Source organism: Bradyrhizobium sp. AZCC 1610 (assembly GCF_036924515.1).
In the GTDB taxonomy this organism is placed as follows: Bacteria; Pseudomonadota; Alphaproteobacteria; order Rhizobiales; family Xanthobacteraceae; genus Bradyrhizobium.
Genome location: NZ_JAZHRR010000001.1, coordinates 4,889,746 through 4,903,494 on the forward strand (window position 1 = coordinate 4,889,746; position 13,749 = coordinate 4,903,494).

The following is a 13,749-nucleotide window of genomic DNA, read 5'->3' on the forward strand; positions in this document are numbered from 1 at the left end:
CTTATCCACTACCGCCGATTAAATGATGAAGCAGTGCCCTGGGACCGCTTGCGCTCAAATCCAACGTCGCCAGCGTGATAGGCAGGTTGAAACGGCGTGGCCCAGCACTTCCAGGATTGAGATAGAGCACCCCACCCGTGGTCTCAATCAGCGGCTGATGTGAATGGCCGGAAATAACCACGTTGATCCCACATGCCGCCGGATCGAGTTGCAGGTCGTGGATGTCATGAAGGATATAGATCGCGTGGTCGCCAAGCCTGACCGTCTCTGTATCAGGATAATTTTTCGCCCACGGCCCATTGTCGACGTTCCCCCTAATGGCGATAACAGGCGCAATCTGGCGGAGTCTGTCGATGACCTCAGGGCGGCCGATGTCGCCGGCATGGATGATATGGGCCACCCCGGCCAGCCGTTGCTCGGCTTCGGGACGCAGGATCCCGTGTGTATCCGAGATGACCCCGATTCTAAGCACGATGCGTGGTCCTGATCGTCCGAACGGCCGTTTGAAGATTTAGGAACGACCTATGTCTGGTGAATACGCAGTAGCCAGTCTCAGTCGTGTCGTCGCCTTCCCACTACTGCGCCAATAACCCCCGGCGTGCTCTCGGGGTCCGCTTCGCGCCAGAAGCGGCCCGTCGCGAGCACTTTCATCTCCCGGCGGGGAGCTACCTGCGTTTGCCGCTTGGGAGCGAACATCGGACGCGGCCCATCTGGAAGGCCGTTCACTACAAGTGCCCGGTGCCCTAAGCGGCCAAGCAGCGCTCCTCTTCGCCCTCCTCCGGCTCGTCGCCTGATGCCCTTTTCAAGAAGCGGGCCAGGGCGGCCTTGCGTGAATCGCGATCCAGCGCGTAGGCGGTCTGCTTGAACTCAATGCCGTCGAGGAGCCCTTGAATGTAACCCGAGATCGTGTCCGCGGCCATGATAAGTGCGGTGTCAAGCGTATGGATGTACTTACTCGTCACCGAACCCTTTCGCGTGACCGACCAGAGCCGCGATGGTCACCTCTGTAAAGCCGAGATCGTTGGCAATGCTCGCGAAGCTGTGACGGAGGACGTGCGGTGTCACATCCGACAGCGGGGAGTTCTCGAAGATTTGCTTCCAATGGCTCGGGAAGCTGCCGAACGCGTTGTCCTCGCCCTGCCCCGGGAAAACGAATGTGCCGACATCATCGGTACGCCGTCGCTCTAGATACTCGACGACAGGCAGCCCAACGGGACGGATGGACTCACCCTCCTTACTGTCTTCTAACCGCAAGCAGCTCGCCTCGGTGTCTGCCTCCGTCCATTTCAGGCTAATCATCTCGCTTCGCCGGGAGCCGGTCAGCGCGATTTGACGGACAATGTCTACGATCGTGGCGTATTTCTCCTGCTTGGTGGCCTCGCGGAGCAACCCACCCAAAATTCGATACTCCGCCTCCGACAGTCGACGCTTTCGTACGTTGTCCTTCGGCTTGCGGATGCCATGTGCCGGGTTGCTCTCGATGACCCCTGCCTCGACGGCGTAGGTAAGAATGCCGCCGAGAAGACCAACGGTACGCGTGGCCGTTCCAGTGCCGCCTCGGACGATGGCCTTTCCGCGCAGCTTCTTGGTCTTGACCGAAACCCGCGTCTTTCCGGCCATGATGTCCTTGAGGACCTTGTTGATGTCAGTTTTCGTCAGATCCTTGAATCGGCGGGTCCCTATGAGGGGAATAATGTGACGCTCGATACGGCCGGTGTCAGTGACGATCGTTGAGGCCTTCTTCGGTCGCCCTCCCTTTCCCAGGATGAGGCCGGCCTGGAGATCGGCAAGATAGCGGCTACACAGTTCCTTCACAGTGATCGCCTTGTGATCGAGTTGGCGATCTTCGACGGGATCATCACCCCCAGCGACCCGCCCCAATTGCACCCTTGCCTCTCGGCGTGCCGTCTCTGGTGCCCAGGCTCCGTGAAGCCCGATTGTGTATCGACGAGAGCGACCTCTCGTTCGATACTGGATGACGTAGCTGCGCTTTCCGGAACTAAAAACCCAGAGTCCAAAGCCCGGCAGTTCGTCGTCCCAGATTAGGTAGTCCTTCTCTCGGGTATCTGCCGCCTCGACAACCCTCTTGGTGATCTTGACCATGACGTTCCTTCGTTTCCGGGCACGATCTCTCGCGTAAGCAGGACGTAAGCAAGCGGGAGAATCGGTGCGGGGTTTCGGATAGGAACGTCGCTGTTGTCGTTGAGAATATCCAGTTGCTTCAGGTGGATAGCGTAGAATAGCGTGCCCTATCGCATTTTTCGGATGAGTACGTTATCTTGCTCCGAAGGCAAAGGTCACACGTTCGAATCGTGCCGGGTGCGCCAGACTCTCTTTATTTTGCAGATCGATGCGCATCCCCAAGCCGAAACTGCAGCTTTGACTTGTTCGCGCGAGTAAGCGACCACGCCTCTCACAACCGATTTTTGAGGCATGCGCGCCATAGCTCCTGTCAACTCGCCTTCGCTTTCACGTATCGCCCGGGCGCGGCTTCACCGCGAGGATAGAGGTTGCTGCCAAGTTGCGTGCGCGCCGGTAGTTGCTCTTCCGCCCGAGGCTTGAGCCAGGCAATCCAATCATTCCACCAGCTGCCGGGCTTTTCATCAGCGCTCGCCAGCCAGGTCGCCGGGTCGTCGCATCGATCGGTCGACACCCAATAGCTTCGCTTGTTCTTCGACGCGGGATTGATCACACCGGCGATATGTCCGCTCGCGCCGAGAACAAAGCGAGTGTCGCCGCCGAATAGGCCCGTTGTCCGATAGGCGGACCGCCACGGCACGATGTGGTCCTCGACAGTCGCCAGAACATAGGCCGGCAGGTCGACCCGCCCCAAATCGACTGACGTGTTGCACATCGTCAACCTGTTAGGTTCCCGGAGATTGTTCTCCAGGTACATGTTCCTGATGTACCAGCAATACATCGGTCCCGGCAGGTTGGTTACGTCGGCATTCCAGAACAAGAGATCGAAACGCTCGGGTGATTTTCCTTTCAGGTAATTATTGATCACGTTCGGCCATATCAGCTCTTTCGAGCGCAGGGTCTGGAAGACGAAGCCGAGTTCGGAGCCGCGGTAGATGCCTCCATTCCCAATGGTCTGCTCACGCTGTCGCACGCTCTCCTCGTCCACGAATACGCCGAGATCACCCGGTTCGCGGAAATCTAGCATGGTCGTCAACAGAGTCACACTGGCGACCGATTCGTCGCCTCGCGTCCGCAGGATAGCGAGCGCAGACGACAGGATGGTTCCCCCGACGCACCAGCCGACGACGTTGACCTTGTCGGCGCCGGAGATCGACCGGGCGATCTCGATGGCGCGCATTGCGCCATGCTCGACGTAATCATCCCATCCAAGATGTCCGCAAGAGGCATCCGGGTTGCGCCAGGAAACGATGAAGACCGTCATGCCGTGCTCGACCGCAAACCGGACGAAGGAATTGGCCGGCTGAAGGTCGAGAATGTAGAACTTGTTGATGCAGGGCGGTACGATCAGCAGAGGCCGAACAGCCACCTGCTCCGTCGCCGGTTCATATTGAATCAGTTGAAACAGATCATTCTCGAAGACGACCGCGCCCCTGGATGCCGCGACGTCCTTTCCGACCTCGAAAGCGCCCTCGTCCGTGATCGTCAGACTGCCCCTGCCCAGATCCGACATCAGGTTGTCCAGGCCCGCCTTGAGGCTTTGGCCTTCGGTGTCTGTCGCAAGCTTGATTACGTCGGGATTGGTGGCGAGAAAATTGGTCGGACTCATCGCCTCGACGAGTTGGCGCGTGAAGAAACGCAGCCGATGTTTTTCCTTTTCGTCCAGATCCAGCGCTTCGACGAAGTCAGTGCAATAGCGCGAATTCAGCAGATAGCATTGCTTCAGCAGACTATAGAGCGGATTGTCCCGCCACTCCGTGCCGTTGAACCTCCGATCACCGCGCGCAGGTTCGATGGCCACTTCAGTTTGCACACCTGCAGCGGATTTGATGACCTGTTCCGTGAGTTGGTGCAAACGCGTCAGATGGTCGGTCTGCAATTCGGCGATGCGCCCCGACGGGGCTGAGCCGCACTTCGTACCGTCACGATCGGCATTCGGCACCCACCCCAGCGTCTGCCACAGGCTCGCGCCTGCCTTCATGAACGCTTCGACAAATTCGTCAGGCATATTGAATGGCCGATTCATCACTTATCCCTCACTCCGCAAGATTGAAGAAATTCGTTCGTTTCCTGTTCGGACAGCTTCTGTCTGGCGCCCTTCCCTCTTGTATGTAGAGAGCTTGTCACGTGTCCGGCCGGCTGTATGACCTCGACGGTCAAGCCTCTCCACGGTGTCGCAATGGCCGTTTCTCGCCGTCAAGAACCGGAGCGAACAGTTGTGCCCTCCCTGATCCCGTCAACGTTGACGGAGAGGCGCTTGATCTTGTCGTACAGCGTCTGCTTCGGAATGCCCAAAAGCATTGCAGTCGCCTGAACGTCGCCCTGCTTGCGCCGGAGCGCGTCCTCGATGATCGATCGCTCGATGTTCTCCAATTGTCGAGGCAACGACACATCCGACGCGCCAAACCCGGGCTTGTTGATGGTCTTGCCGTCGAGCACGCCGAGCACGAAGCGATCGGCAACGTTGCGAAGCTCCCGCACGTTTCCCGGCCACGAATAGGCCAGCAAGACGGACAGTGTCCGCTCGTCCAATATCGGCGCGTCGCGCTCGAACCGTCTGGCAGCATCCAAAGTGAAGTGCTCGAACAGCAGGGGAATATCCTCACGCCGCTCGCGAAGTGGCGGCAGTTCGATGAATGCGACGCCCAGACGATAATAGAGATCGGCGCGAAATACCTTTTTTTCGCTGAGTTCGAGTAAATTCGTCTTGCTCGCCGCGACGACACGGCAATCCACGGAAACTGGCTTGTTCGAGCCGACGCGCTCGATCAATCGATCCTGCAGCGCCCTCAGTAACTTCACCTGTACGCTCAGCGGCATGCTCTCGATCTCATCGAGAAAGAGTGTTCCGCCATTCGCGTATTCGATCTTTCCGATACGCTGACGGGTGGCGCCGGTAAACGCTCCCACTTCATGGCCGAACAACTCGCTCTCCACCAGCGATTCGGGGAGGCCGCCGCAGTTCACCGGGACATAATGGCCGCCACGTCGTCCGCTGTGATTGTGGAGGCAGCGCGCGACGACATCCTTGCCGGTTCCGGTTTCGCCATAGATCGTGACGTCAACATTAGTTGCGGCCAATGTGGATACGAGCCTGCGGACCTCCTGTATCTGCGGCGACCGGCCCAGCAGGTTCGCCTCGATTCCCTGGCGGTCCGCCAGCGCAGTTCTCAGCGAGCGCACTTCCAGGGTCAGCCGTCTCTTTTCGGCGGCCCTGCGCACCACCGAGACAAGTTGCTCTGAAGAGCATGGCTTCTCGATGAAGTCGTAAGCACCGTTCCGCATCGCCTGCACGGCCATTGAAATATCGCCATGCCCGGTGATCAGGATCACCGGCAGATCCTGGTCCAGTCGGCGCAGATCCGACAGCCATTCAAGGCCGCTCTTGCCGCGCAGGCGCACGTCGCAGACAACGACAAATTGCCTGTCGGAGCGAACGGCGCAGTCGGCGGCTTCGACCGAGACGAATCCCGAGACGGAAAATCCCGCAAGTTCGAGAGCCTGAACGCCGCCGATTCGGACATCGTCGTCGTCCTCGACGTAGATCACGCGAATTGATTGGTCATCGTCCATGCAAAGCCGCCTCTGGTATGTCAGCCAATGGAAGAAGCACCACAAATTCGGCGCCACTCGGCTTAAGGTTTTGCGCACGCAATTCGCCACCAAAGGAACGCGCGATGTGGTTGGACAGCATCAGGCCAAGGCCGAGCCCTTTTCCTGCAGGCTTGGTCGTCACAAAAGGCTCGAACATGCGCTGGAGAACATCGGACGCAATCGCGGGACCGCTATTGCTGATGGCGATGCGGCAGCGGGCGGTCTGCTCCTCCTCCCGGGTCGCCCGGATCAGGATCGACTTTCGCTCGACGCTCTCCACGGCGTCCAGCGCATTCGCCACAATGTTGCACAATAGCTGCTCAAGCCGCGTTTGGTCGGCAGCGACGCAGAGATTCGCGTCAAGGTCTGTCACGACGGCGACCCCGCCTTCTTTGACGCGTTCGGCGAGTATCTTGAGCGATTCAGCCACGGCATGTTCGACAGAGACCGCTTCAAGCGGGCTGCTTGACTTGTATGCGAAGACGCGCAGCTGGCCGGTCAAACGTCCGAGCCGGCGTATCAATTCGCCAATTCGAGTGAGATTTCCGCGGGCATCGCCGATCGACCCACGATCAACGAGCAAGATCGCATTGTCAGCAGCGGTCTGCAGGGCAGCCAACGGCTGGTTCAATTCATGCACCATTCCGGCCGACATCTCGCCGAGGGCGGCCAGCTTGCCGGCATGGACCAGTTCATCTTGCGCGGCCCGCAGTTCCGCGGTTCGTTCCTGCACCCTGATCTCGAGCATGTCGTTCGCCGCCTGCAACGCCGCCTGGTTGGCCAGGCGTTGCTTGATCTCTCTCCGGCGCTGCACCACGAGACCAACCGCCAGCAGGGCAACGACGGAGGCGAGACCCGACATCGCGCCGATGATGAGCGCGGTCTGCCGCGTCGGGGACTCGTCGTCTAGAAGGACAAGCTTCCAGAGGCCCCGGTTGATCGGAAGCTCGCTGACCGTATAGGAAGTTCCGCTCTCGGTGGTGACACGTGCAGCGCCGCCCTCGGACTGAGCGACGACAGTCCATCCGAGTGGCGTCAAGTCGTGGTTTCCGTAAGGTTTTGATCGCGAAATGTCATCGCGCATTTCAAGCGAGAGCGGCGCCATCGGGCGATAGCGCCACTCGTCGCGGGAGGCGAGTATGGTGACCCGACGCTCGTCGACGAGGAGAATTTGGCTTTCAATGTCGCGCCACGCGCGCTCGAACGAATCCAGGTTGACCTTGACGGTGGCAACACCCCTTGTCTCCCCGCCGTCCTTCAGGGCATAGGAGAGATAGTAGCCGGCGCGCGCGCTGGTAATGCCCACACCGAAGAACGCCCCTCGACCTTTCGAGAGAGCCTCGCTCATATAGGGGCGGTATGAAAGGTTTTGGCCAACCGGTGTCCCCGGCTGCTCGAAATCAGCCGCGGCCAGCGTATCGCCGGAGACGCCGAGGACGTAGAGATTGTCGGCTCCCGCAAGCAGATTGATCGATTTCAGGTACTGGCTGACGGTTTTCCGCAGCTCGGGATCGCTAGGCGCGTCGAGCAGCCGGAAGACGCTCGGGGACGTCTCAAGCAAGGAGGGCAGATACTCAAATCTTGAAAGATGACCGTCGAGCCGGGCTGCTTCCACGGCCAGCCGCTGCTGGGCGGCAGCGCGCAAATGGTCCAGTCCGCGCTGGAAAGCCACTGCATATCCGAGCCACGAAGCGGCCACGACTAGTGCGACTGCAATTGCTCCGCGCACAAGCCAACGCGTCGAACTGGGTGCCACCGAAGTGACTTCGGGACTCCCCTTGATGGTCAAGGATGGAAGCTCCGCCATCTTGTGAACCAGGACAAACTGAGGAGCGCCGACCACAAGAGACGACCACTCACGCATAGTCTAACTCTATGGTCTTGCCCCGGAATACGCGATAGGAAAATCCGGTGTAAGCGACAATGACAGGAAGGGTGACGCAAACACCGATTAGGATGACTTTGAGCGACTCAGGGCTACTGGCGGCCTGCCAGACCGTAAGCCTGTCGATCACCACGAAGGGGTAGATGCTGTAGCTGAGGCCGAGGAAGCTCAGGAAGAAGACGAGCACCAGCAATGCGAACGGCAGCCAGCACAGGCTGCCGCGCACAGCGGTCGACCCGAGCAGGAGGCGCGCGGCCAGCAGCGCAATGCCCGTCGTGATCGGGATCGACGCCACCGCAATTATCGCCGGCAAGGTAAACCACCTCACACGAACGGTCTCGCTGATCCACGGCGTTGCCATCGAGATCAGTATCAAGCCCAGGACCATGGGTGGCCAAGCGATCTTGCTCCACTCGATCGCCTTGTCCCGGAGCTGGCCGTCCGTCTTCATCACCAGCCATGTCGCGCCAAGCAGCGCGTATGCCATCGGCAGCGCTACCGCAATGGCGCCTGCAAAGATCGGATAGTTCCAGCCCTCGCCGAAGCCGCTGATATAGCGACCGAGCATCCACCCCTGGCACACGGACGCAAGCGTTGACCCGGCGATGAAGAGGCGGTCCCACGTCGCCTTCCGGTTGGCCTTGCCCTTGACCCTGAAATCGAAGGCTGCGCCGCGCAGGATCAGGCCAACCAGCATGAGCGCGGTCGGCAAGTACAGTTCCGACAGGACCAGCCCATGTGCCTTGGGGAAAGCGATAAGGAGCAGGCCGACGCCAAGAACCAGCCATGTTTCATTGGCGTCCCAGAACGGACCGATGGACGCGACCATGGTATCCCGCTCCTCTGGTGTCGCCCGATGCATGAGCATGCCGACCCCGAGATCGTATCCGTCACTCACCACATAGACGAGCAGTGACACCCCCATCAGTCCGATGAAGATCAGCGGAAGCAGTTCGTCGAACGACATCGAAGTCACGCGAATTCTCCCCGGTGCTGATGTTTCTGCGGGCCCTCCGCCAAGCTCTCCGATGTGATCATGCCTGGCTTCTTTTCCGATGTTTCCGACATGTGCTTCAGCACGCCGACATACGCGACGAGCAGCGCCAGATAGACCGCAATGTAGATGCTGAGCGTAAAGGCAATGCTCGACGACGGAACACGAGAGGCGACGTCGCTGGTTCGAATGAGGCCGGCGACGATGAAGGGCTGGCGCCCGATCTCCGTGACGTACCATCCGGCGATGGTCGCGACCCAACCTGAAAAGGTCATCGCGGCGAACAACTTGAGCATTGGCCGCGGCATCCGGGCGAAATCCCAGCCATCGCGCCAATGCCTCCACAGGCCGATCCAGCTGACCAGCAGTATCAGGATGCCGGTCCCCACCATGATCCGAAAGCACCAGAACACCGGAAAGACCGGCGGATGGGCCGATGGAAACTCGTTCAGTCCCTTGATTTCGCCGTCAGCATCGTGCGTGAGGATCAGGCTCGCGAGTTTTGGTATGGCCAGTTCGAAACGGTTCGTTCTCGCCGCATCATCCGGGATCGCGAAAAGGAGCAGCGGCGCTCCCCGCGTTGTTTCCCAGATACCTTCCATCGCCGCGATCTTCTGCGGCTGATGCTTCAGCGTATTGAGCCCATGAAGGTCGCCGGCCACCATCTGTGCGGGCGCAGCCAGGGCAGCGAAGATCAGCCCCGTTCGCAGCACGCGTGACGCACTGGCCGTCGCCACGCCCTTGAGGATCTGCCAGGCGCTGATCCCGATGAGCAGGAACGCGCAGGTCAGCGCGGATGCCAGCATCATATGCACGAAGCGATACGGGAAGGACGGATTAAAGATGACTTCCAGCCAGCTCTTGGCGTGAAACTGGCCATCGACGATTTCGTATCCCGCCGGCGTCTGCATCCAGGAATTGAGTGCAAGGATCCAGAATGCGCTCATCAGCGTACCGAGGGCGACCAGAAAGGTCGATCCAAGGTGAACCATCTCGCCGACCCGGCGGTGGCCGAACAGCATCACGCCGAGAAAGCCCGCTTCCAGGAAGAATGCGGTCAGCACTTCATAGCCGAGCAAGGGACCCGCGATATTGCCAACGCGCTCCATGTAGCCGGGCCAGTTGGTGCCGAACTGGAAGCTCATGGTGACGCCGCTGACGACCCCAAGCGCGAATGTCAGGGCAAATATCTTGGTCCAAAGCCGGTAGGCACGCAGCCAATCCAGCTTCTGCTGCGGATCGGTCGCGCGCAGGTGCTTCAGCCGGAAAAACAGCAGAACCCAGCCCAGCGCGATCGAAATCGAGGGAAACAGAATGTGGAACGTGATGTTGGCGGCAAACTGGATGCGCGCAAGGACCACGACGTCCATCAGCATTCCCTCCAGGTTCGGCGCAGCGCCTTCGCGTCAATCAAGCTTGCATCGGCCGGCACGACATCCCTCCCGCTTGCGGTCTGCCATCAATGGAGCTTCACGTGCGGCTCGGTGCGGCGGGTGATCAGGCGGGTCAGCGAGTCAAGCGCAACCTTCACCGAACCGTGCAGTGCGTGTTCGTGCATCTTGTAGAGAGACAGGTACATCATCCTTGCGAAGATGCCTGCGAAGACAAGGTTGCCGCCAACCAGCGCTCCCATCATCGAGCCGACCGTGCTGAATTCGCCGAGCGATACCAGTGATCCGAAATCCCTGTAACGATAGGGCTTGAGCGGCTCGCCTCGCAGACAGCGCGGAATCTGTGAATACAGGTGCGAGGCCTGCTGGTGAGCCGCCTGCGCGCGAGGCGGCACATTGCCGCGCTCGCCCCATGAGCAGGCCGCGCAGTCGCCGATCGCAAAGATGCCGTCGTCACGCGATGTTTGCAGTGTAGGCCGAACGACGAGCTGATTGATGCGGTTGGTTTCGAGGCCGGCGATTTCTTTCAGGAAATCGGGCGCCTTTACCCCCGCAGCCCAGACGATCAATTCGGCGGGGATCGTCCGGCCGTCCGTCAGGTTTACACGGTCGGAGCCGACCTCGGAGACCTTGGCGCCCACCAGCAGATTGACGCCCAGCCTGACCAGCAACTTCTCCGTCTCTTTCGAAACCCGTTCGGGCAAGGCGGGCAGCACCCGTTCGGCGGCTTCAATCAGTGTAATCCTGATATCCTTCTGGGGATCGACCTGATCGAGGCCATACGCCACCACTTCGCGCGTCGTTCTGTGGAGCTCGGCCGCAAGTTCGACGCCGGTCGCACCGGCCCCGATGATTGCAACTTTCAACTGGTGCGCCCCCAGGGGTGACGATTGGGCATGCGCGCGGATACACGCATTGACCATTCTTTCGTGGAACCGCCGTGCGTCCGACTGCGATTCGAGCTTGATCGCATGATCCAGGACTCCAGGTGTACCAAAGTCGTTGTTCTGGCTTCCGACAGCGATGACGAGGACATCATAGTCAAAGGTCCGCTTCGGCGTGACCTCGCGGCCCTCGGCGTCGAAATACGCCGCCACCCGCACCTGACGGCGATCCCGATCGATCCCGATCATCTCCCCGATCCGGTAGCGAAAGCCGTGCCAGTAGGATTGCGCAAGATAGTCGACCTCGTGGGCGGCGATATCCATGCTCCCGGCGGCAATCTCGTGAAGCTTCGGCTTCCACACGTGCGTGCGGTTTCGCTCGATCAGCGTGATGTCCAGCTTTCCCTTGCGCCCGTATTTGTCGCCTAGGCGCGTCGCAAGCTCCAATCCGCCGGCTCCGCCCCCGACGATCACGATGCGGGATGTTCCCAACTGCGGCTCACTCATGATGGCCTCGACCGATCAGTTCACAGCTCGTCCAACCGCTTTGCCGATCAGGCTCGTTCCGAAACAGCGTCAGCGGCCGCGACGGCAGCCATGTTGACGATGCGCCGCACCGTGGATGATGGCGTGAGAATGTGAGCCGGCTTCGCCGCCCCGAGCAGAATGCCGCCCACCGTCAGTCCCTGCCCTGCAGCCATCCGCAACAAATTGTAGGAAATGTTGGCGGCATCGAGATTCGGCATCACCAGCACATTCGCCGGCCCCTCGAAATCGGTGTCGGGAAATTCGTGGTCAAGCACCGAATGCGACAGCGCGGCATCCCCGCGCATCTCGCCTTCCACGGCCAGATCGGGCGACCGCTCGCGAATGATCGCGCGCGCCTCCCGCATCTTGTGCGCTTCCGGGACCGCGGAGCTTCCGAAGCTCGAATGCGACAACAGCGCCACCCTCGGCGTGATGCCAAATCGCCTGACCTCCGCCGCCGCCAACAGAGCGATGTCAGCAACCTGCTCGGCGGTCGGATTGAGATTGCAGTGCGTGTCGCAAATGAACAGCTGATGCTTTGGGAGAATGAGCATCTGCATCACTGCGAGCGTGCGCACGCCGTCTCGGGTCCCGATTACGTGGCGTATGGCGGTGAGGTGACTGGCGGTCCTTCCGATGACTCCACACAGCATGGCATCGCCGATGCCCCTCTCGAGAAGGATCGACGCGAGCACCGTCGCATCGCTTCGCGTCTCCGAGAGGGCCAGCGCGGCCGACACGCCATCGCGCTTCCTGCGCGCATGGTACACTTCCGCGCACTTGGAATAGACCTGAGCATCGTGCGGATCGATGATCTCGCAGTCGTTGCCCGGCCTGAGCCGGAGACCGAAGGCCTTGATATGGTCTTCGATCGTTGATGGCCGGCCGAGAAGCAGCGGTCTGGCAATCTGCTCGTCGACGATAACTTGTGCTGCGCGCAGCACGCGCTCATCCTCGCCTTCCGCCAGCACGAGGGATTTGCCGCTTCCCTTCGCCACCGAGAAGACCGGCTGCATCGCGTTCCCAGACTGATACACGAACCGGCTCAGCTTCTGACGATAGGCCTCCATATCGACGATTGGGCGCCTGGCGACGCCAGTGTCGGCAGCGGCCTTGGCCACCGCCGGCGCGATCATTTCGATGAGCCGCGGGTCGAACGGCTTGGGGATGAGATAGTCGCGGCCGAAGCGAAGCCCCTCCCCCTTGTACGCGACAGCGACGACCTCGGGCACTTCCGCCATGGCCAGATCCGCGAGCGCTCGGACCGTCGCAAGCTTCATCTCCTCATTGATGGTGGTTGCCCCGCAATCGAGTGCACCCCTGAAGATGAACGGGAAGCAAAGGACATTGTTGATCTGGTTGGGGTAGTCCGAACGCCCCGTTCCGATGATCGCGTCCGGACGAACCGCCAGTGCGTCTTCCGGCATGATTTCGGGTATCGGGTTGGCCATGGCGAAGATCAACGGATCTCGCGCCATCTTCCTGACCATGTCGGGCGTGAGCACGTTGCCGGCCGACAGGCCGAGAAAAATGTCCGCATCCTGGATGATCTGGCCCAGCTTCCGCGCGTCCGTCTTCACGGCATAGCGCGCCTTGTTGTCGTCCATGCCTTCCATACGGCCCGCGTATACGACACCCTTCGCATCGGTCACGATGATTCGATCGTGTCGCAATCCAAGACTGACAATTAGATCGAGGCATGCAAGCGCCGCGGCGCCGGCGCCGGAGCAAACCAGCTTGACGTCCGCGATGTCTTTCTTCACCAGCCTCAGCCCGTTGAGGATCGCCGCCGCTGCGATGATCGCGGTGCCGTGCTGGTCGTCGTGAAAGACGGGAATCTTCATTCGGGCGCGCAGCTTCTGTTCGATGTAGAAGCATTCCGGCGCCTTGATGTCTTCCAGGTTGATGCCGCCGAAAGTCGGCTCCATCCTGACGATCGTCTCGATCAGGGCGTCAGGATCTTCCTCGGCGAGTTCGATATCGAACACGTCGATACCGGCGAACTTCTTGAACAGGCACGCCTTGCCTTCCATCACCGGCTTGCTCGCCAGCGGGCCAATATTGCCGAGACCAAGCACGGCGGTGCCGTTGGTGACGACGGCCACGAGGTTGCTGCGCGCCGTCAGTTCATCGGCCTGCAAGGGGTCCTTGGCGATGGCCAGGCAAGGTTCCGCCACGCCCGGTGAATACGCCAGCGCCAGATCGCGCTGCGTTGCCATGGACGTCGTCGGCACGACGGAGATCTTCCCTGGCGTCGGCAGGCGATGATATTCGAGTGCGGCTTCCCTCAGATCCTGATCCATCGTGTTCCTCGACTGGTTACTTCGTTCGAGA

At 60.4% G+C, this 13,749-nt stretch carries 8 protein-coding genes and 1 pseudogene; all 9 read right to left on the minus strand.

Annotated features, from left to right (window positions below; genetic code table 11):
* Window position 1 precedes the first annotated feature (1 nt).
* The 9 genes and pseudogenes from V1279_RS24245 to V1279_RS24285 all read right to left on the minus strand — a co-directional run bounded on the left by V1279_RS24245 (window position 2) and on the right by V1279_RS24285 (window position 13,718).
* Complete coding sequence (locus V1279_RS24245) at window positions 2-475, minus strand: metallophosphoesterase family protein (protein WP_334446563.1); 474 nt, start codon at window positions 473-475, stop codon at window positions 2-4.
* Between the two features lie 268 nt (window positions 476-743).
* A pseudogene (locus V1279_RS24250) lies at window positions 744-2,103 on the minus strand (tyrosine-type recombinase/integrase).
* Between the two features lie 349 nt (window positions 2,104-2,452).
* Window positions 2,453-4,165: a class I poly(R)-hydroxyalkanoic acid synthase gene (phaC, locus tag V1279_RS24255; RefSeq protein ID WP_334440968.1), complete on the minus strand. Its 1,713-nt coding sequence runs from the start codon at window positions 4,163-4,165 to the stop codon at window positions 2,453-2,455.
* Window positions 4,166-4,335: 170 nt separating this feature from the next.
* Window positions 4,336-5,712, minus strand: a complete 1,377-nt coding sequence (locus V1279_RS24260) for a sigma-54-dependent transcriptional regulator (protein ID WP_334440969.1) — start codon at window positions 5,710-5,712, stop codon at window positions 4,336-4,338.
* Window positions 5,702-7,597, minus strand: coding sequence for a sensor histidine kinase (locus V1279_RS24265; RefSeq protein WP_334440971.1), 1,896 nt, complete (start codon window positions 7,595-7,597; stop codon window positions 5,702-5,704). Before V1279_RS24265 ends, V1279_RS24260 begins: the two co-directional genes overlap by 11 nt.
* Window positions 7,590-8,585, minus strand: a complete 996-nt coding sequence (locus V1279_RS24270; RefSeq protein WP_334446564.1) for a cytochrome d ubiquinol oxidase subunit II — start codon at window positions 8,583-8,585, stop codon at window positions 7,590-7,592. The genes V1279_RS24265 and V1279_RS24270 overlap by 8 nt, the downstream gene beginning before the upstream one ends.
* Window positions 8,586-8,590: 5 nt before the next feature.
* A complete protein-coding gene (locus V1279_RS24275; RefSeq protein ID WP_334440973.1) occupies window positions 8,591-9,982 on the minus strand; it encodes a cytochrome ubiquinol oxidase subunit I in 1,392 nt (463 codons plus the stop codon).
* Window positions 9,983-10,071: 89 nt separating this feature from the next.
* A complete protein-coding gene (locus tag V1279_RS24280; RefSeq protein ID WP_334440975.1) occupies window positions 10,072-11,394 on the minus strand; it encodes an NAD(P)/FAD-dependent oxidoreductase in 1,323 nt (440 codons plus the stop codon).
* Between the two features lie 47 nt (window positions 11,395-11,441).
* Window positions 11,442-13,718, minus strand: coding sequence for an NADP-dependent malic enzyme (locus tag V1279_RS24285; RefSeq protein ID WP_334440977.1), 2,277 nt, complete (start codon window positions 13,716-13,718; stop codon window positions 11,442-11,444).
* Between the last annotated feature and the right edge of the window lie 31 nt (window positions 13,719-13,749).

Bases quoted from the DNA above. Each gene is read 5' to 3' on its own strand.
- V1279_RS24285 (WP_334440977.1), bottom strand. From the start codon at position 13,718: ATGGATCAGGATCTGAGGGAAGCCGCACTCGAATATCATCGCCTGCCG.
- V1279_RS24270 (WP_334446564.1), bottom strand. From the start codon at position 8,585: ATGTCGTTCGACGAACTGCTTCCGCTGATCTTCATCGGACTGATGGGG.
- V1279_RS24265 (WP_334440971.1), bottom strand. From the start codon at position 7,597: ATGCGTGAGTGGTCGTCTCTTGTGGTCGGCGCTCCTCAGTTTGTCCTG.
- V1279_RS24275 (WP_334440973.1), bottom strand. From the start codon at position 9,982: ATGGACGTCGTGGTCCTTGCGCGCATCCAGTTTGCCGCCAACATCACG.
- phaC (WP_334440968.1), bottom strand. From the start codon at position 4,165: ATGAATCGGCCATTCAATATGCCTGACGAATTTGTCGAAGCGTTCATG.
- V1279_RS24260 (WP_334440969.1), bottom strand. From the start codon at position 5,712: ATGGACGATGACCAATCAATTCGCGTGATCTACGTCGAGGACGACGAC.
- V1279_RS24280 (WP_334440975.1), bottom strand. From the start codon at position 11,394: ATGAGTGAGCCGCAGTTGGGAACATCCCGCATCGTGATCGTCGGGGGC.